Below are 19,393 nucleotides of genomic sequence, written 5' to 3'. Positions count from 1 at the left end.
TAGATTATTTAAATAGATAATTCATTTAGTAGCAGGGGGTTGAGTAGTATTAGCTTCAGTTGATTCAGTAGTAATTTCAGAGTACTGTATTCCCTTAACAGTTTCTCTTATCTTATCTAGATTGATTGCTACTGTTTTCCTAATTATAAAATCAAGTACTCCTAAAACCTTATTTACAGCACTTGCTGCTGCCGCCTTAACAATATCTTTATCAGCAGCATTAGCACTAAATCTACCATCTTTAATCATAGCTTTAAGAGCAATAGCAGCTGCTAAGTCTGCATTAGTAGCCGCCTTAGCACCATTATTGCCATTAGCATTACCACCAGTAGCTAATGCCCCAGCATCGTTATTGGCATTAGCACTAAGGGCACCTTCTTTGGTTTTAGCATTTTTAACCTTGTCAATCATTGCCCATGGGTCTGCCTTAGTTATCTCATCAGCTAGTTTAGAACCAGAACCAGCACCATTATTACCACCAAGTGCAGCAGTGGCAGTAGCATCAGCAGCAGCTGCTCCAGTACCACCGTCATTGCCTTTGTCAATCTGTACACCAGACTCTTTGGCAGTCTCAATTATAGCTTTAACTTCTTTAATAACAGTTTCAACGCTATCTTTATCAGCAGCTACTGCAGCACCAGCTGCATTATCACCAATTAAAGCATCATCATTAGTTACACTAGCAAGTTTGGTTACAAAATCAACTAGTTTTACAATAACGTCACTAGCACCTTTAATTGTAGCCTCAACTCCTGTAGTATCAGCATGAGGAGTAAAAGTTATGTCTTTAGCTAAACCATCTAGTTTATCCTTAGTACCTTCCAAACCTTTTTTTATTCTTTCAAAGTGTTCACCAACTTTACTTCTCTTATCATCAGATTTAACTGCAGTAAGTCCAAAAGTATCCCCAATAGCATTACCAAAGATGCCAAAAATCTCTTGAAATCCTTGACCTATTTTGATAAGTGAATCAAAGAAAGAAATTTTAGATTCAGTAGCCAATTTAACTCCTTAAGTCTCATTACAACAATATAGAAGGCATCTTAGATTTATATCTAAGATGCCTTCTAATCTTATTTTTAAGCAATTAATTTAACTATCTATCTTATTGTTGACCTGCTGATTTTGGAGCTCTTGCCTCATCTATTTTTTCTTTCGCTGCTTTAAGAACATTCTTTACTGTCTTTTTAATTATATCTTCTACTGCTACTAATAGTTTATTTACTGCTGTTATTCCTACTCCTTGTACTTCTTTTCCTCCTCCTGTAGCATTATCAGCTGCGCCTGATGCTAGTTTACCTGTCTTAACTAATGAGCGTAGTGCTATTCCTCCCGCTACTGCAGCTGCTTTTGCATTAGTTTCACCTGCTAAGTGAGCTGCTTGACCTCCTTTGGCAAAACTCATTGCAGTTGTCTCTGCCTTTGCAGCCGCATTTAGTGCTGCATCATTCTCTTGTGACGCAACTATTGATGCTAGTATTTCCTTGCCACTTACTGTTGCTAGTATTGCTGCAGCTTTAGCTACATCTCCTGCATCTGGATTACCATTTGTAGATAATATCTTAGCCCCATCCTTATTATCTGCTCCTCCTGGTGCCGTTAATGTTGTAATTCCTGTTTCTAGCTTTACAACACCTGCATTAACTGATTCCTCTAGTATTCCTTTAAATGCATCATATGCTGCTTTTAACTTAGGCTCATCTGGTGTTGTTCCTACACCTTGAACAGTATTTGAATCACCTACCATTTTAGCATCACCTATATCTTTTAAAGACGCTAAATGACCTTTTAATGTGCTTAAAGTAGTCTTAGCCGCTTCAACTGCTGCTCTAATTACTACGGCTATTGATCCATCTTTAGCTCCTTCTCCTTCTGATTTTTTTGCTACTTCTTCTAACTCTTTTGATACTTCTCCAAGTTTCACACCTAGCTCGCTAAAATACTTTCCTACCTCATCCTTCTTTGTAGTTGATTTAGCAGTAAAACCTAATATATCTGAGAGTAACTCCAAAAAAGAATAAAAGGCATTTTCAGCACTTCTCCCTACCTCCATTAGAACTGCACTTAAACTGCTTCCACCTGTAGCTGCCTCGCCATCCTTACCAGCTTGAAGTTGACCACTGCCACAGCTAAGAAGTAAGAACAAAGATATAAGTATAGTTATATTAAAGTTTTTAATTCTCTCATTTAATTTATTCTTCATATTATAGTCCCTCCTTATTGCAAGATAAAAATAAAGTCATCAATAACGCACTTAAAGTAATTCTTTTCATTATTACGTGCCTCCTTATTAACTCAAGGAGATGCAAGATAAAAACAAAAACTAAAAGTATAGGCACTATAATCTTACAGAGATTGAGCATAATATAACAATTATTATTGCTAATTGTTATTAATGAATAATTAAATGATTTTGATAAAAAAAATAATTAACAGAAGGTCAATTAAAGAAGAGGTGAATTAAATAAATTTACTTATTCAACAATGAATAGACTATGGACATTAATGTTAAAAAAATTCCTATATTAAGAGTAATAAGGGTACCAAACATCCAACCATGAAGTCTTAATGTACTCTTAAATTCAGATGCGGTTTTATCAAGTTTACTATCAAGTTCCACCCTATTAATTTCCATATCTTTTCTAACAAGAGAAACCTCATTTCTAACGTTATCAATCTTGGTATCAAGTTCATTGAATTTAGTATCTATCTTAATATCAAGTTCATTGAATTTAGTATCTATCTTATTATTAAGATTATTCTCAACTGTATCTATTTTATTATCCAGGTCTCTAATGTTTGATTTTAATTCACCTCTGACTGTATCTATTTTGTTATCTAGGTCCCTAATATCAGATTTTAAAGTTGTTTCAACCCTTTGAATCTCAGTTTGTAAGGTTGCTTCTACCTTTTCAAGCTTAAGGTTAAAAGTAGTCTCCAAATACTCAATATCCTTGTAAGTCAGTTCATTTTTATAATATCTGTAAGATAAATCAATAGCAATATCTCTATTTATCCCAGCTTTAGTAAGTTCAGCTATAACCATTTGTTGAGTAACTACTGGTTGTGCAAGTCCCATAAAAACACTCCTTATGTATTTATTATATAATATCTCAAATGCGATAAGAACCCTATTTTAGTAATATGTAATTTAAGAGGGTACCTAACTATAACATAAATGTTTAGTCTATTTTCTTTAGTTTATAAAAAAGCTCAAATGCAGTCTTACAATCAATCTGTTGTTAAATGATTGCTGTCAATACTTTGATACCTGAATTATTAGATATAGATAAAGGAAAACAATTCTTATAAAGAGAAGAGTTTTCCTCAAATGACTTTATTTAGTTATGTATATTGTTATTAATTCTGATTATTAACTTTTAGTTTCAGGAACCTGATTATCAGTAGTTACAAGGGTATCATTAGGATTAAATTTCATAGCATCTTTAACAGTCTTAAGTTCTGTATCAATAGTGTTGCTTATTGCTATGGTGAGAGTATCCAATGCTTTAGTTACTGCACTTACTGCTATGTTCCTTATAGCTTCTTTTGTATTAGCAGCATTGTCACCATTAGCAAATTTACCACCCTTCGCCATTGCTCTTAAAGCTATACCTCCTGCTATAGTTCCATCCTTAGGAGCATTGACACCAACAACATTAGCTGCATCATTAGTAGCTAACTTAGCAGAATCTTCATTCTTAACCATAGCTTGTAGTATATCAGCCCCAGTTACAGCACCAACAGCTTTAGCAGCATCAGCTACTGCTTTTTTATCATCCGCACCAGCAGTAGCATTAGCAAATAATTTCCCAGCACCATCTCCAGCATTATTAGCTCTTGCAGCACCAACAGCACCATCTTCAGCTTTTTTATCATCACCAGCCTCAGCATTTCCTACATCTTTAAGCACCACGTCTACAATTGATTTAATACCCTTTACTAGACTATCAACACCAGTTCCAGCAGCACCGCCATTATTATCAGCAGCAACATTACCAATTGGGTTGTTATCAGAACCAATAGCCTCACTAGCGGTCTTAGCCCCTTGGATTATTTTATCAAGAGTGGTTGTAACTAAATTAGTTACAGCGGTTTCAACTGCAGAAGCATTAGGATTATTTTCAGATTTCATATCAGCAACAATTTTATTAAGCTTATCCTTAGTGCCTTGTACAGTATCTTGAACAGTTTTAAAGTAAACTCCAACATCAGACTTTTTAGTATTAGTATTAAACCCTAAAGTCTTAGCAAGAATATCACCAAAAGAAGTAAAAACATTTAAGAAGTCATTACTTAAACTAATAAGAGATTTTAAGAATTTATTCTGAGGATCTTCAGTCTTAGAACTGCCACTCCCACAACTAAGAAGTAAAAATAAAGTCATCAATAATGCACTTAAAGTAATTCTTTTCATTATTACGTGCCTCCTTATTACCTCAAGGGGGCAAGATGGCTAACAAGCTTTGATAAGCATAAAAACAAAAACTAAGAGCGCATAGATACTTTAATATTGCAGAGACTAAATACAATGAGAAAATTAGCAGATATTAATTGTCTCTAACAAAAATTTAAATAATTTTGATAAGAAAATAACTAATACGTAGTCAAAGAAAGAAAAGGTTTACTTAATTTAAATTTACTTACTTAACAATGAATAAACTATGGACATTAATGTTAAAAATATTCCCATATTAAGTGTAATAAGGGTACCAAACATCCAATTATGTAATTTTGATGTACTTTTAAATTCTGATGTGGTTTGATCAAGTTTACTATTAAGCTCCATTTTATTAATTTCTATATCTTTTCTAACAAGAGAAATCTCAGATTTTAACTCATTTTTAACAATGTCTATTTTGTTATCAAGCTCCTTAAATTTGGTATCAATCTTAGTGTTAAGATTATTCTCAACAGAGTCTATCTTATTATCAAGTTCAGTTTTTAAAGAAATAATTTCAGATTTCAAACTACGCTCTAACATCTCAAGTTTTAAGTTAAAAGTGGTCTCTAAATACTCAATATCTTTATAAGTAAGTTCATTACGGTAATATCTTTTAGAGAGCTCATTTGCAATAAAATCTTGCATACCCATTTTTACAAATTCTTGGTATATAATCTCCTCTGTAATATGCCCATTAAAAATTTGTGTACTAGCAACAGAATGTAGTGATGAATCTTGCATAAAATCTCCTTATATAATTATTATATAGTATTTTAGTGTTATAGGAACCTCATTTTAGTAAAATATGCTTTAAGAGAACGGATAGCCAGAGTCAATAACATATATGATGTTGAGAGGCTATCTAATAAATCATCATCACTCTTACCATCTCCTTTGTACTTATAAATATCAGATATAGCTAACTTACTTGAATAATCCATAATACTAAGTTTAAATGTAGCAAATGGTTTTATTAACGTAGTAATGTTAGTAAATTTATTACTTATAGGTTTAATAGGAGCAATCCTAAACTTATGACTCATACGTGCTCTAAGATTAAGAAAAGTTTTAGTCACATTCCCATACCCAGAAGTGTTATCCCTATCTTCAAAATAAAGTGTTAGGTCAATTTCCTTTGGTTTATCAAAAAGCTCAAATACAGTCTTACAATCAATCTGTTGTTAAATGATTGCTATCAATACTATTTAGACCTGAGTATTATTACAAGGTAATAAAAAAGGAAAACGAATCTCACGAAGAGAAGAGTTTTCCTAAAATGACTTTATTTAGTTATATATTTGTTATTAATTCTTTATTGTTGCTGTCTACTAGCTGTTGCATCTGCAGGTGTAGTAGCTTCTAAAGATTTATCTTCTTGTGTAACTGTAGCAAGAGTATCACTTATTGACTTTAAGCCACTATCAACAGTACTTCTTATTGCTATTATTAGAGTACTTAAAGTCTTACCAACAGCACTAGCAGCAACACCATTAACTGCATGAGCATCTTTTTCAGCATTAGCAGCAAACTTACCATCCTTAGCCATAGCTCTTAAAGCAATACCCGCAGCAATAACTGCATCTTTCTTCGCTGAATCCTCTTTAATTTCTTTTTTGTTAGCAATAACCGGAGCAATAGCAATCTCAGCTGCATCTTTGGCTTTTTCAATTCCATCAGTACTATTAGCTTTAGGATCTTCTGTAGATTTAGCAATAGCTTTTAAGATGTCAGCTCCAGTCACTGAACCAATACTTGCTGATGCCTTTGCAATATTTTCTTCTTTTGCATCAGCTTTACCGGTATTATCAATAAACAATGCACCAATGTCCTTTTTATCCTCTCCTGTTTTAGTAGCACCTGCACTCCCTTCACTGTCTTTCAAAACTATATCAACCATTGTCTTAATCCCTTTAACAAGAGAAACAACTGAATCCTTGCTAGCAGGAGTAGCCCCATGCCCATCCGAAGTAGCATTACCAATAGCATCACTACCTTCAGCTCCTTTAACAGCTTCTTTAGCCCCTTCTGCAATCTTGTCTAATATGTTAGTGATAAAGTGATCAACAACAGATTTAAGTTTCAAGTAATTACCATTCTTAGTAACTTCATCTTGCAATTTCTTTTTAACTGTGTTCATAGTGTTTTCAATATCAGTGAAATACTGACCAATATCAGATTTCTTAGTGTCAGCCTTAATACCCAAAGCGCCAGCAACCATATCAGAAAGTGAAGTAAAAACATCTAAGAAACCCTTACCTAAATTAGCAATAGAGTTTAAGAATGTGGTTTTAGGATCTTCCACCTTAGCACTCCCACTGCCACAACTAAGAAGTAAAAATAAAGTCATCAATAATGCACTTAAAGTAATTCTTTTCATTATTACGTGCCTCCTTTTTTCTCAAGGGACAAGATGGTTAACAAGCTTTGAATAAAATAAAAAAGCTAAAAACACAGATACTTTAACATTTCAGAGATTAAATATAATACAACAACTAATTTACTAATTGTTTCTAACAAAAATTAAATGATTTTGATAAAAAATAACTGATATGTAATCAATTAAAGAAAGGTAATAATTGAATAAACTTACTTTACTAATAATTCATTTTTTTTTGATGAAATTATCTGTGCTTTTTTCTTGGAGAAAGGTTTTAAGGAAAAAAAGATAAAATTCTAATTTTTAGTAAGAAGTGAAGAGAGTAGTTTTATCTTAAAATTTTTTGTAGATATTAGTGTTTTGTTTTAAATCATAATATTAAGGTTTTGTAATGACATTAACACTAAGAATATTCCTATATTTAGAGTAATAAGGGTACCAAACATCCAACCATGAAGTCTTAATGTACTCTTAAGTTCAAATGCGGTTTTATTAAGTTTACTATCAATCTCCATTTTGTTAACATCAGTCTTATTATCAAGCTCATTAATTTAATATCTATTTTGTTATCCAAGTCTCTAATATCAGATTTTAAAGTTGTCTCAATCCTTTGAATCTCAGCTTGTAAAAGAGCTTCAACCTTTTCAAGTTTTCTTTTAAATACTCAATATCCTTGTAAGTAAGTTCATTCTTATAATATCTGTAAGACAGATCAATAGCAATATCTCTATTTATCCCAGCTCTAATAAGTTCATTGATGACCATTTGTTGAGTAATAACAGGTTGAGCAAGTCCCATAAAAACACTCCTTATGTAATTATTATATAATATCTTAAGTGTTATAGAAATCTTGTTTTAGTAAAATGTGCTTTAAGAGTACGAGTACCCACATATATGATGCTTACATGCTATCTAATGAATCATCACCCTTACCATCTCCTTTGTACTTATAAATATCAGATATAGCTAACTTACTTGAATAATCCATAATACTAAGTTTAAATGTAGCAAATAGCTCTATTAACGTAGTAATGTTAGTAAATTTATTACTTATAGGTTTAATTGGAGCAATCCTAAACTTATGACTCATATGTGCTCTAAGATTAAGAAATGTTTTAGTCACATTCCCATGCCCAAAAACGTTATCCCTATCTTCAACACAAAGTGTTAGGTCCCTTTTCTTTAGTTTATAAAAAAGCTCAAATGCAGTCTTACCATCAATCTGTTGTTAAATGATTGTTATCAATACTATTTAAACCTGAGTATTATTACAAGAGATAGATAAAAGGAAAACAATTCCTATGAAAAGAAGAGTTTTCCTCAAATGACTTTATTTAATTATGTATTGCTTACTAACCCTATTTAGTCCTGATTCTTAGTTCTTCTTAGCTTCAGGAGGCTGATTATCAGAAGCTAACGGAGTATCATTAGTATTAATTTTTATAACTTCTTTAACTTCCTTAAGCCCTATATCAATAGTTTTTCTTATAGCAATAGTCAATGTATCTAATGCCTTAATAACTGTACTTACTGCTGCTACCTCTACTATTTTCTTTGCATCAGAAGCAGCTACAGTACTACCATTAACAATTTACCTGCGCCGTCATTATTCTCTATGCTATTACCATCTTAAGCTTTTTTATTATCCCCACCTCAGGATTTCTTTCGTCTTTAAGTAAGAGATATTACCAACTAGCTCACCAGTAGTACCCTATAATGTATTTACTAAAAATATTTTTATTATAAATGGGTTTACTTTTTAACGTATATTACACTATGATAAAAGATAATAATTCAATAACCAACACAGGAGATTTAAATGAGGAACACAAAAAAATTTACAAACAAATACCAACATAAATTAATAGTTTTAATATCAACACTAAATTACATGAACTTAAAGTTAAAAAAATACACTCAAAATGACATACTTTATTATTTCAATAATAATATGAAAAACAATGACCAAAAACCTGTTAAACTTAAAACACTACAAAGTTATCTTTATAAATTAGAAAAAGAATTTCAAGTAACAATTAATTATCATAGACATTTGGGTGTTAACATGGGAACTGAAATTCACTACGAACTTAAATACTCTAAAAAAGAATGTTACTGCATAATCAATAAGCAATTTAGAGAGAAAAAAGAGGAAAGACATAAAAAACGTGTTAATGTATATCTTGAAAAAACTTGTATTAAAAATAGCAGTGTAGAAAAATGGGAGTGTTATTATAATAATTGTAATAAAGAAAAGAAGAAAGACATAAAACTTATAGAAAAACTCCAAGTAAAAAAATACATCAGAAAATGCAACTTTAAATCAGACATACTCTATTCTATTTTAAATTTAAAATTAGAAAAAAACGTTACGATTAAAGTATGTAAAATTATTAAAAGAACCGAAAATTTAATTGAAAATAGTATATACAAGAGAATTAATGGTACCAAATCGAAAAGAAGTAAACAGCAAGAATTAAGTAATATCTTGAATGAAACAAGGATTAAACTGGAGAACGAAGGACACAACAGTAAACAGTTAGAAATACAAATACAAGAAGTATATGAACAATATAAAGACAAACCCCACTTCATCATAGAGAATAACAAGTACAATGACTTAAAGAAAATAATAGGAAAGCTTAAAAAAACAGTTGAACATACTAATAGGAACATACAAGAAAACAAGAAAGACATTAGAAATAACGTATTTAGCATACTTCTTGAACAATTAAGACATAAAATAGACAAATCGATTTTAGTATCAATATTGAAGGATTATTTAAATAAACAGGATAAGTTAACATACAGCAAGGTACTTAATAATTATTACTACCATGAACTTTTAGAGTTGATAAATAATAATCTAGATTATTTAAAACCGGAAGAACTTGAAATAATCACCAGTTAAGGATTAATTATGGAGAGCATATTAGAACGCCTAAAAAAAAAGGAATTAGAAATTAAGAAAAAAAACAACAGGAATCTTTTTGTAAAAGTAGAAAAAATTAATAACAGGACAATATATCATACAAAAATAATGAAAGATTTGTTCTCTTTTGGGATTAATAAAAACCAAAGAGGTAAATTTTTTGTTTCTTTTAGGGAACTTTTTAATCAAGAAAAAATAGCAGTGTTTAACCTGTTTTCTTTAAGAGATGGTGATAAATTTTTGGGCATATCTTATTGGTATAGAAAACCAATACAAAATATTGTAACAAGATATGAAGAGAATGGTATCATGAAAGCGTCTACGTTTTCAAAAGTTTATTACGTAGAGTTTAGATTTAAGAAAGGTAGTGTTTGTTGTTATATTGGAGAAATTACTTATTTACTTAGAAAGGAAAAAGTTAATAAGAAATATTATGAATCTTTAGTTGAAAGAATGATCAATTTAGAAAAACAAATATATGAATTTTATGGCAAAAAGTTACCAAATGGAGGGATTATAAATAAATGGATAAAAAAAAACCAGAAATAATCACAATTGCTAATATCAAGGGTGGTGTTGGAAAAAGCATTTTAACTATTATTTTTAGTTATATTTTAAAAGATGCGGGCAAGAAGATTTTAGTTATAGACTTGGATCCTCAAAATAGTTTAACCAGTTATTTTATGCAATATATAAAAAATTTAGAAGTGAATAATGTTTATGAGTTTTTAAGAGAAAATACAAATTTAGATTTTAATAAATATTTAAACAAGATAAATGATAGAATGTATCTTCTGCCTTCTCATCCAAATTTGCATCTTTTTAATCAACAGGTTGATTCGTATAAAGTTCTTTCTTTAAAACATAGGTTAAAAAATTTTTTAGTTAGTTATTATTTTGATTATGTTTTGATAGATACTCCTCCTAATTTAGATTCACTTTTAGATAATGCTTTACATATTACGGATAAGCTCGTAATACCTATTCAGGTTGAGAGATTTTCGGTTGAAAGTTTGTCTATATTGATGAAATACATTTCAAAAATTTCTATTTATATAGATAAAGACATTGATATATCAATAGTAGAAAATCAGTTTATGAAAAATAGAAATACTTTTAAGGATATAGAAAATTCAATTCAAGAAAAATATGGTAATTTTATTAAAGGAAAGGTTCATTTTTCCAATAAAGTAAAAGTTTTTACAAATAATTTACAAGAGCCTAGTTATAAGGAGATTTATTATCAAGAATGTTCAGAATGTTTAAATAATATATTAAAAATTTAAATTTAATTTTATAGTTAATGAGAATAAAATCGTTCGATATCGAACGATTTTATTTTAAGGAGTTTTGCAAGTGTCAAAAAATATAATTGTTTTAAATGATAGGGAAAAGGGTTTGATGCGCATTTCGCAAGAGGAAGAATATGAGAATTATAAGTTCGCTTTAAGGAAAAGTATGATCAATGACATTGAAAATAAAATTCAAATAATGGAAATTTTATACAATATAAAAACCAAAAATCTTTACCTTATTGACGGATATAAAAGTTTTGAGGCGTTTATCAATAAATTTTTGATTAAAAAAACACAAGCATATTCATATTTGAAAATATATGAACATGTATTAAGGGGTGATTTAAGTATAAATGATATTAAACAAAGGGGAGTAGTAGATGTTTATAAAAGTATCAAATCAAATGAAGTTACCAGTAAAAAATCGAAAAAAAATCCAATAAAGCCGTTGCGTTTTCAACTTAAAACAGAGCAAGCATATGAATTTTATAAGAAAAATTCTGAATTTACAAGTTTTCTTTTAGAAGAGATTTTTAGTAATGAAGGGAACATTTTAGAACAGTTGAAAATCAGATATAGAAATTTAAAAAACAATTGATTTTATTTGATTTTTAATGTATTTTAATATTAATTGTGTGGGCATTTAAATCCCATCCTATGTTGGTCAAGCTTAAAAGTTTTTAAGCCTTTGTTAGCAAATCTTTTGAGCATTGTTAACAAAGGCTTAAATTTTGACTTTTAATTTTAATAGTGCCATATTTTTTGTATGGTAAAGCCATTTTTGTTAATAGTGTTGTAGGTTTTTAGTTTTTGACTTATTATGATAAATAATCAACATAGAATGTTAATAATGTAAAATACAATCAATATAATAAGTAAAATGAATTTAAGTAATATTGCAGAAGTATTGAAAATATATAAGAATATGATATAACATAAGGCACCTTTTGATAGTTTAGAGATAATAGATATATTTTTGTTATAATCATAGAATGATAAATCCAGTATACTTGATTATTTTGGAGGGAAATCAAAGCTTGAAACTATAGAGTATTAGATTGGCTTACTTAATAAGTATTTAATAAAGAGAGAGTTTAGTTTGGAAGTAATAAAATATTTTGCCATCTTTTTAATATAAGAACAGCTTAAATATAGTTAAAGGTAACCAAATCTTTTTGGATATGTAGTTATTGATGAACCTTTTAAGTATTCTTTGTTAGTAAATACAAGCTTCCTATTTTATGAGAAGAAAAGTTTCTTTAAGGGGAGGCTTTCTTATATATACTTAATTTTGTAATTTTGAATATTTTTTGTACCTTGTTTGAGGTGATAGGTTTATGAGTTTAATATATTCTTTGAATAGATTGATATTAAACATCAAAGCATCGGTTATTTGCTTGGTTTTGAGTTAGGATATGTCAAGAGATTTATATAGATATTTGATAGTTTTTGGAAATTACATAAAAATGTAACTGAAGATGACCTTAAAATGAAATTATTTTGCAAAGTAGTTTCTCCTCTAAAGTGTACAGGTTTAATGGTTTTTGTAAGTATTACTCCGCAAAATTTAATTTCTTCTCCTCTATGAATCAATTGTCTATTTGATGCATTACTTTGATCATTTTAGTAATAAGTTTAATTTATTTTTTATAAGGTGTTTTTTGCTTTACTATTTTAGATCTCTTTTTTTAAATATGCTTTCTTAATTTCATTATGATGAGTTATCATCATTTTTATTATTAAATTGATTTAAACTATTAATTAATAATGCCGGCATTAAAATAAAATTGATTTTCTTCATAACAAATCTCCTTATTTTTATTGCTAATTTACTGTAAGTTCTGCTACATGATTTTTCTCCTGAAAGCTTTATTTTAAGATATTCAAATATCCCTTTATTAGTATTTTTGTAGGACATACTGTTCATAATACCTTTAAAAAACTGTTCGATTTATAATCAATAGCATCATTGATATATTGAGTAAAAGTTTTACCATTGTCTTTTTCACTTCTTTTTTTTTGTTTGTATTCGTTAAGCCAGTCAAGAAAGTTTGTGTATTTGCTCTTACTTTCATCTTTGTATCCACCAATTTAATTTTGTAATTGTTAATTATCTGATTCAATGCATGCTTTAAATAGCTAAATTTCTTCTGTTTATCATCAGATAGAGTAAATTTTTTGTGTTTAGTCAGTTTTATTTGGTAAATTATTCAAATTCCTCTTAGATCTATTATGTGACTGAGCATTAGTAGGTTTTATACTTATATTATATCATTTGCAACAGTACAAAAGTAATGTGCTGAGAAGTATTAACCTTGTAAGGTTACTCATATCAATTCTCTTATCTTTGTAATTTAAATAATATATAGTAATTCTTATTGTGATGTATGAGTTTTTGTGAGTATTGACTTGTTTTGTAAAAATTATTCCTTTTTTAACTATCTTGCCCTGCTGAGTTAATAAGGAGGCACGTAATAATGAAAAGAATTACTTTAAGTGCATTATTGATGACTTTATTTTTACTTCTTAGCTGTGGCAGTGGTCAACGGGCAGTAAACTCAGGTAATCCTGGAACAGCAGGAGGAGAGCAACAAGGGGTTGGAGGTTTAAGTGCAGTAATTTCAAGCTCAAGACAATTGTTTTTGGATGCTTTTGTTTCTTTTGGAAACTTACTAAAAGGAGTACTTGGTCTTACTGCAGATACAACTAAGAAAGAAGTGGGAGAACAATTGGGTAAGCTTGGAGAAGCAGTACAATTAGTTAAAGTTAAATTAGAAGAGCTAAAGGGAAATGAACAGTTTAATTTAATAAAAGACAAAGCTGAGACTACAATTACTAAAGTAGTTGATATCTTGAAAAAGATAGTTGAATGAACAAGTAAAATTAATGACGCTTAAGGAGGCTGTTGATGGTAAAGTTGGTAATGCTAATGGTACTGATGATGATAGTGCGGAACCGGCAGATACTGCAAGTGTGAAGGGTCTTGTTGAAGGGATTAACTTAATCTATGAAGCAGTAAAGTATGCTAAGATTGATCCAAAAGGAACTGCTGATAAGAAGATCGCTGATTCTAAAGCAGTTGGAAAGCTGTTCGGTGATACTGGTAATGTTGTGATGGGAATGCATTAAAAGGAGCCAATGTGGCATTAAATGCAGCAAGCGGTGCAGATATATTAGCAGCAATTGAGGCAGTTAAGGATGAAGGTGATGCTGCTGGCAATATTGATGTAGCAAAGAATGCTTATGACATTGCAATTGCTAATAAGAGTAACGGAAATGTTACTCATGTTCAAACAAATGCATCGGCAATATCAGCTGGTTTAGCATTAAGGGCAATGGCTAAGGGTGGTAAATTGGCAACTGCTGCTAATCATGCACCAAAAGATGGAATAAATGCAGTATTAATAGGAGTAGTTAGTAAGACTGTAAATGAGATTATATCTACAATAAGAAGAACAGTTGATAAATGTTTAAAAGATATTGATGATTGCATAAAAGAAGATTCTAGTAGTGTAGTAAAACCTACAAATTAATATAGTGTGGTGTTTAAATTATTCATTGGAATAACTTTTGATAAGTAATAATTACTTAAAGGTAAGAGTAGAAGGCAATCTTATAGATAATTTTATTCTGCCTTCTATATTTTGTAAGTAAAGATAAGGAGTTAAAGTGAAGCTAGTACCATTCAACATGCTACTACTAAATAAATAATAAAAGATAAGTAAACAAAATAATAAGGTCATTTGAGGAAAACCCTTCTCTTCATAAGAATTGTTTTCCTTCTTTACTATATGTAATAATACTCAGGTTTAAATAGTATTGATAGCAATCATTTAACAACAGATTGATTGTAAGACTGCATTTGAGCTTTTTGATACACTAAAGAAAATAGACCTAACACTTTATGTTGAAGATAGGGATAACACTTCTGGATATGGGAATGTGACCAAAACATTTCTTAACCCTAGAGCACGTATGAGTCATAAGTTTAGGATTGTACCAATTAAACCTATAAGTAATAAATTTACTAGAATTACTACGTTAATAGAACCATTTGCTACATTTAAACTTAGTATTATGGATTATTCAAGTAAGTAGCTATATCTGATATTTATAATTATAAAGGAGATGGTAAGAGTGATGATGATTTATTAGATAGTCTGTCAGCAAGCATATATGTTATTGACTTTGGGTACTCGTACTCTTAAAGCACATTTTATTAAAGTTAGGTTCCTATAATACTTAACATATTATATAATAATTATACAAGGGGATTTTTATGGGACTTGCACAACCCGTTATTACTCAACAAATGGTTATAGCTGAACTTACTAAAGCTGGTATTAATAGAGATATTGCTATTGATTTATCTTATAGATATTATAAAAATGAACTGACTTATAAAGACATTGAGTATTTAGAGACTACTTTTAACCTTAAGCTTGAAAAAGTTGAATCTCTTTTACAAGCTGAGATTCAAAGGGTTGAGACAACCTTAAAATCTGATATTAGAGACCTGGATACCAAAATCAATACTGTTGAGAGTAATCTTAATACCAAGATTGATAGTGTTAAAAATGAGGTTTTTCTTGTTAGAAAAGATATGGAAATTAATAGGGTGGAGCTTGATAATAAACTTGATAAAACTGCATCTGAATTTAAGAGTACATCAAGACTACATAATTGGATGTTTGGTACCCTTATTACACTTAATATAGGAATATTCTTAGCATTAATGTCATTATTAGCAAAGTAAATTTATTTACCTATCCCCTTCTTTAATTGACCCTCTGTCAATTATTTTTTAGTCATTTTTTACAAAATTATTTAATTATTTGTTAGAGATAGTTAATATCTGCAATTGTCTTATTGTATTTAGTCTCTACAAGATTACAGTATTTATGTTCTTAGCTTTTTTTATTCAAATTTTTTTAACCACCTTGCCCCTCTGAGCAAAAAGGAGGCACGTAATAATGAAAAGAGTTACTTTAAAGTGCGTTATTGATGACTTTATTTTTACTTCTTAGCTGTGGCAGTGGTTAACAACCACAAGCAGGTAAGGATTGTCAAGCAGCTACAGGAAGGACGAAGTTTAAGTGAAGTAATGATGCACATGGAAAGGACAGCGCAGGACGCCTTTTATGCATTTATGGGTTTAATAGCAGATACATTAGGATTAAGAGTAACTAAAGATACAACTAAAAATGACGTAGGAGATTATTTTACTGCTTTAGGTAAGGAATTTGGAGAAGCATCAGATGAATTGGAACAAGTAGCAAAAAAGTCAACAGCAGGTGTTGATAAAGACGATGTATTAAAAAGTTCAATTAGAATTTAGTTGATACAGCTAAGGCTACTTTAAACACATTAAAAGGTCATTTAGAGTCTTTAAAAGAAATAGGTGATGGCAAGATAGTGGGGGAGGCAACAAGTAATCAATAAGGAGTATCAGCAGCTACAGATGAATTAAAAAGAGCCCTTAAGTCATTGAAAGGAATAGTGGATACAGCTAAGACACAAAAAATTGAAGAGCCAAAAAAAAGTAATGTAGCAATACCGCAAACGTAGAAAGAACTGATGACAAAAATGGAGATAAGGTTTTATCTACAGGTGCTGCAGGAGGGAATGTGGGACCAGAAGCAGCATTAATAGTAGTGGGTAAAGAAATATTAGCAGCTATTGTTAAATCAGGAGAAATTGATGCAGCAGTAGGAGCTAATGCAACTGCGGATACAAGTGCAATTTCTTTTGCTAAAGGGGGTCAAGCGGCTAATTTAGCAAAAGATGCAGCGTTAGTAAGTGTGGTGAGTGGAGGAATAGCCCTACGCTCATTAGTTAAAGATGGTAAATTAGCTGTGAATAATAATGAATGATGACAAAGCATCACAAGGAGTAGGAGTAACTGCAGTCAATAAGTTATTAGGAGCAGTAGAATAAGAATACTTTTTTTGATTCACTTGTCAAAATAGGTTAAGGATTTCAAGAGATTTTTAGCATTTTTGGTAATGCTATTGGTGATACTTTTGGACTTACAGCTGTTAAATCTGGTGATAAAAAATGTAAGGTAGGAGAACACTTTAAGACGATAGGCAAATGGACTTGCAACTACTAAGGATAAATTAGATAGTTTTAGCGAAAGACATAACTTCTACGCCATATGCTGATACTACAGGGGTTGAGGCTACAATTAACAGTGCTAGTGATGTTATTGCAAAACTAATTGACTCTGTAATCAAATTATCTGGTGTAACTAATGATGGTGCTGACATTGGTAATGCTCGGGCTGATGCTAATGCAGGTGATGCAGCAGTGCCTACCAATGCTGCTGATGTAAAATTGTTATTGACAATGTAAGAGAAATTATTGATGTATCAAAAAATCTGGAGTAAATATTGAAGCTGGTAATGCCGTAAATGTTGTTGCTAATACTGCCACTGATGCACTTGGAGGTAATAATGCGGGTTAGGGTGCTTCTGCAAAGTTAGTAGATGAGGTATCAAAAGAAGATCTATGGGCAATGATTGACAAGATAAAAGATTCTCAGACCGATGGTGTTGTTGTTGGTAATAATAATTATGCTGGGCAATTAGCGATTGGAGCTGCGAATGTTAATAGTGTTAAGGGATCTACTAATGTTGCAGAACAATGTTATTGTTACTAAGTAAATAGTCAAACTAAATAATCAAGTCATTTAAGGAAAATACTTCTCCTATACAAGAGAAGTATTCCTTTTTTATATTTTAGTAAATTATATGTACCAAAATAAGTAAACAAGCTCTGCTAAATCTTTTTCTAGCTAGATATAAATGAGTTTATGAGATTAATTTTGATTAGTAAGTGAATACAATTCTTTGGAAAGTAAACACAATGTTAACTGTTTTTTATTTTTTTGAGATAGAATTTCTGGCAATATTTTTCTTTTTTTTAAGTATGATATATATTTTAGATATAAGTTAAGAGGAGGAGGCTTAAATGAAAAAGCCGTTAGGTTTATTAATTATTACTACTTCTTTATTTAGCGGGTGTGATTTAGTAGAGCAATTCATAGCCGAAAATAAAGATGTTTTTAGCAAAGTTGCTGTTCAAAATGCTTCTAGCAGTAAGAATGGTGTACATCGAGAAGGAGTCTCTAATAGCTCAAAATTTAAGTTACCACAAGGAGTAAGTAGCAATGATGGGATTGTTTTAAATCAGAATAATACTTCAGGATGGTATAAAATAAGTGGCTTTGCTGGAGGTGGAACTCTTAAGGGCACAGAGGGAGAAACAGATAATAGTGTAAGCGGTGCAAGTGGTTTTTCTGGAAGTAGCCCTCTTAAAGGTGCAGTAGAAGAAATATATAACTTTAATTTGGGTTTCTCTGAGGACACTGCTGTACATGGCATGAGTGGACAAAGTGGTAGTAGTGTGATTATTGATGAAGGATATGATTCAAATATCGTTAATTTTTCTTATGGCCTTGCATATGATGGTTTAAGTGGACAAGTTATTGGCCTGGTTAGTGAAGAGGACTTTGATATAGCAATTAACGCTGATGATAAGAGAAGTAAAGTAAAAGAATACCTTAAGAAATTAGAAAACGAGTTAACAGATATTAAAACAAAAGTATCAACTGAAGTTAGCGGATATAAGAGTACAATTATTGACAAAATAATAGACTCTGTAGATAAATTAGTTAATGCTACTGGTGATAACATTAGTATTGGGGAAATTAGTGATAGCAAAACCAAGGCTTCTGTTATTTCTGATAGGGATAGTGTTCAAGCTATTATTGATGGAGTTAAGACAATAATTGATATTGCAAAGGAATCTGGTGTAGATATTAAACAAGGAAAAGTTGATGATACTCCTATTATTGCATCAAGTAACATTACAGCACTTGCTGTTCTTAATGGTGGTAGTGGGAGTCGTTTTAATAATGGTGGTGCTGGTATAGGATCTGGTTCTGCGCTTGCTGAGGAAGTAGATAAAGCAGATGCATGGACAATGATTGATAAAATAAGAAACGCTACTATTGCAAATAGTAATATTAGTGGCAAGAATTCTAATAATGCAGGAGAGCTAATTACTGGTTATACTAGTGATGATAAGGGTGCAGGTGCAAAAAGTAATGCAGACTTAGCAGCAGCTGTTGCATTGAAGGCAATGAGTAAGGATGGTAAATTTGCAGCTTATAAGGATGCCAATAATAATAATGAAATTGCGAAAGTTCAAGAATCAGCAGTGAATGCTGTTAAAAAGGTATTAAGTGTGCTTGATGCAATTATTACGCAAACATTACAAAATGAACTTGGTAAAATCAAGAATAAATAAGCTTAAGTTTTTATATAAAGATTAAAAATTAA

18 protein-coding genes and 4 pseudogenes are annotated in these 19,393 nt (G+C 30.5%); 11 read left to right on the top strand and 11 right to left on the bottom strand.

Features of this window, described 5'->3' with window-relative positions:
• Positions 1 to 21: 21 nt before the first annotated feature.
• From BT0_RS05000 to BT0_RS05815, 11 genes and pseudogenes are all read right to left on the bottom strand, one after another.
• A pseudogene (locus BT0_RS05000) lies at positions 22 to 1,062 on the bottom strand (variable large family protein).
• A 43-nt stretch (positions 1,063 to 1,105) separates the two neighbouring features.
• Entirely contained in the window at positions 1,106 to 2,203 is a 1,098-nt protein-coding gene (locus tag BT0_RS04995; protein ID WP_088895174.1) for a variable large family protein, read from the bottom strand.
• Between the two features lie 267 nt (positions 2,204 to 2,470).
• The gene (gene bdr, locus BT0_RS05965; protein WP_236842868.1) at positions 2,471 to 3,079 is read right to left on the bottom strand and encodes a Bdr family repetitive protein; all 609 of its coding nucleotides are present in this window, start codon (positions 3,077 to 3,079) and stop codon (positions 2,471 to 2,473) included.
• 294 nt (positions 3,080 to 3,373) lie between these two features.
• Complete coding sequence (locus BT0_RS04985) at positions 3,374 to 4,417, bottom strand: variable large family protein (RefSeq protein ID WP_088895172.1); 1,044 nt, start codon at positions 4,415 to 4,417, stop codon at positions 3,374 to 3,376.
• Between the two features lie 222 nt (positions 4,418 to 4,639).
• On the bottom strand, positions 4,640 to 5,185 hold the full coding sequence (gene bdr, locus BT0_RS04980) for a Bdr family repetitive protein (protein WP_088895171.1): 546 nt from the start codon (positions 5,183 to 5,185) through the stop codon (positions 4,640 to 4,642).
• 38 nt (positions 5,186 to 5,223) lie between these two features.
• Positions 5,224 to 5,520 carry a hypothetical protein gene (locus BT0_RS04975; RefSeq protein WP_088895170.1) on the bottom strand — a complete coding sequence of 99 codons (297 nt, stop codon included), beginning with the start codon at positions 5,518 to 5,520 and terminating at the stop codon, positions 5,224 to 5,226.
• A gap of 236 nt (positions 5,521 to 5,756) precedes the next feature.
• Positions 5,757 to 6,821 carry a variable large family protein gene (locus tag BT0_RS04970; RefSeq protein WP_088895169.1) on the bottom strand — a complete coding sequence of 355 codons (1,065 nt, stop codon included), beginning with the start codon at positions 6,819 to 6,821 and terminating at the stop codon, positions 5,757 to 5,759.
• 365 nt (positions 6,822 to 7,186) lie between these two features.
• Complete coding sequence (locus tag BT0_RS06210; RefSeq protein WP_161491432.1) at positions 7,187 to 7,336, bottom strand: hypothetical protein; 150 nt, start codon at positions 7,334 to 7,336, stop codon at positions 7,187 to 7,189.
• Between the two features lie 76 nt (positions 7,337 to 7,412).
• Entirely contained in the window at positions 7,413 to 7,619 is a 207-nt protein-coding gene (gene bdr / locus BT0_RS06205; protein WP_145954718.1) for a Bdr family repetitive protein, read from the bottom strand.
• A gap of 103 nt (positions 7,620 to 7,722) precedes the next feature.
• Positions 7,723 to 7,944 carry a hypothetical protein gene (locus BT0_RS04960; protein WP_088895168.1) on the bottom strand — a complete coding sequence of 74 codons (222 nt, stop codon included), beginning with the start codon at positions 7,942 to 7,944 and terminating at the stop codon, positions 7,723 to 7,725.
• Positions 7,945 to 8,196: 252 nt separating this feature from the next.
• A pseudogene (locus BT0_RS05815) lies at positions 8,197 to 8,388 on the bottom strand (variable large family protein); the annotation flags it as partial.
• 252 nt (positions 8,389 to 8,640) lie between these two features.
• Here BT0_RS05815 and BT0_RS04955 point away from each other — a divergent pair.
• The 11 genes and pseudogenes from BT0_RS04955 (at position 8,641) to BT0_RS04905 (ending at position 19,361) form a co-directional block, all read left to right on the top strand.
• Complete coding sequence (locus tag BT0_RS04955) at positions 8,641 to 9,732, top strand: plasmid maintenance protein (RefSeq protein WP_088895167.1); 1,092 nt, start codon at positions 8,641 to 8,643, stop codon at positions 9,730 to 9,732.
• 9 nt (positions 9,733 to 9,741) lie between these two features.
• Positions 9,742 to 10,302 carry a DUF226 domain-containing protein gene (locus BT0_RS04950; RefSeq protein WP_088895166.1) on the top strand — a complete coding sequence of 187 codons (561 nt, stop codon included), beginning with the start codon at positions 9,742 to 9,744 and terminating at the stop codon, positions 10,300 to 10,302.
• Positions 10,278 to 11,039, top strand: coding sequence for a ParA family protein (locus BT0_RS04945; RefSeq protein ID WP_088895165.1), 762 nt, complete (start codon positions 10,278 to 10,280; stop codon positions 11,037 to 11,039). Before BT0_RS04950 ends, BT0_RS04945 begins: the two co-directional genes overlap by 25 nt.
• 70 nt (positions 11,040 to 11,109) lie before the next feature.
• Positions 11,110 to 11,646: a chromosome replication/partitioning protein gene (locus tag BT0_RS04940; RefSeq protein ID WP_088895164.1), complete on the top strand. Its 537-nt coding sequence runs from the start codon at positions 11,110 to 11,112 to the stop codon at positions 11,644 to 11,646.
• Positions 11,647 to 13,525: 1,879 nt separating this feature from the next.
• Positions 13,526 to 14,581, top strand: a pseudogene (locus BT0_RS04930) (variable large family protein).
• 409 nt (positions 14,582 to 14,990) lie between these two features.
• A complete protein-coding gene (locus BT0_RS05810; protein WP_161491431.1) occupies positions 14,991 to 15,146 on the top strand; it encodes a hypothetical protein in 156 nt (51 codons plus the stop codon).
• 181 nt (positions 15,147 to 15,327) lie between these two features.
• A complete protein-coding gene (gene bdr / locus BT0_RS04925) occupies positions 15,328 to 15,804 on the top strand; it encodes a Bdr family repetitive protein (protein ID WP_088895162.1) in 477 nt (158 codons plus the stop codon).
• Positions 15,805 to 16,128: 324 nt separating this feature from the next.
• Positions 16,129 to 16,982 (top strand): annotated as a pseudogene (locus BT0_RS05805) (variable large family protein); the annotation flags it as partial.
• Between the two features lie 52 nt (positions 16,983 to 17,034).
• Positions 17,035 to 17,160, top strand: coding sequence for a hypothetical protein (locus BT0_RS05800; RefSeq protein WP_418214863.1), 126 nt, complete (start codon positions 17,035 to 17,037; stop codon positions 17,158 to 17,160).
• Positions 17,161 to 17,565: 405 nt separating this feature from the next.
• Positions 17,566 to 17,709, top strand: coding sequence for a hypothetical protein (locus BT0_RS05795; protein ID WP_161491430.1), 144 nt, complete (start codon positions 17,566 to 17,568; stop codon positions 17,707 to 17,709).
• Positions 17,710 to 18,020: 311 nt separating this feature from the next.
• Positions 18,021 to 19,361 carry a variable large family protein gene (locus BT0_RS04905; protein ID WP_088895158.1) on the top strand — a complete coding sequence of 447 codons (1,341 nt, stop codon included), beginning with the start codon at positions 18,021 to 18,023 and terminating at the stop codon, positions 19,359 to 19,361.
• Positions 19,362 to 19,393: the final 32 nt, after the last annotated feature.

This window comes from Borrelia turicatae 91E135 (assembly GCF_000012085.2).
Taxonomy (GTDB): Bacteria; Spirochaetota; Spirochaetia; order Borreliales; family Borreliaceae; genus Borrelia; species Borrelia turicatae.
The sequence above is the reverse complement of the archived record's forward strand: the minus strand, read 5'-3'. Positions and strand labels throughout refer to the sequence as shown.

Bases quoted from the DNA above. Each gene is read 5' to 3' on its own strand.
- BT0_RS05795 (WP_161491430.1), top strand. From the start codon at position 17,566: ATGATTGACAAGATAAAAGATTCTCAGACCGATGGTGTTGTTGTTGGT.
- BT0_RS04945 (WP_088895165.1), top strand. From the start codon at position 10,278: ATGGATAAAAAAAAACCAGAAATAATCACAATTGCTAATATCAAGGGT.
- BT0_RS04995 (WP_088895174.1), bottom strand. From the start codon at position 2,203: ATGAAGAATAAATTAAATGAGAGAATTAAAAACTTTAATATAACTATA.
- BT0_RS04970 (WP_088895169.1), bottom strand. From the start codon at position 6,821: ATGAAAAGAATTACTTTAAGTGCATTATTGATGACTTTATTTTTACTT.
- BT0_RS04950 (WP_088895166.1), top strand. From the start codon at position 9,742: ATGGAGAGCATATTAGAACGCCTAAAAAAAAAGGAATTAGAAATTAAG.
- bdr (WP_088895162.1), top strand. From the start codon at position 15,328: ATGGGACTTGCACAACCCGTTATTACTCAACAAATGGTTATAGCTGAA.
- BT0_RS04985 (WP_088895172.1), bottom strand. From the start codon at position 4,417: ATGAAAAGAATTACTTTAAGTGCATTATTGATGACTTTATTTTTACTT.
- bdr (WP_145954718.1), bottom strand. From the start codon at position 7,619: ATGGGACTTGCTCAACCTGTTATTACTCAACAAATGGTCATCAATGAA.
- BT0_RS04955 (WP_088895167.1), top strand. From the start codon at position 8,641: ATGAGGAACACAAAAAAATTTACAAACAAATACCAACATAAATTAATA.
- bdr (WP_236842868.1), bottom strand. From the start codon at position 3,079: ATGGGACTTGCACAACCAGTAGTTACTCAACAAATGGTTATAGCTGAA.
- bdr (WP_088895171.1), bottom strand. From the start codon at position 5,185: ATGCAAGATTCATCACTACATTCTGTTGCTAGTACACAAATTTTTAAT.
- BT0_RS04905 (WP_088895158.1), top strand. From the start codon at position 18,021: ATGAAAAAGCCGTTAGGTTTATTAATTATTACTACTTCTTTATTTAGC.
- BT0_RS06210 (WP_161491432.1), bottom strand. From the start codon at position 7,336: ATGGAGATTGATAGTAAACTTAATAAAACCGCATTTGAACTTAAGAGT.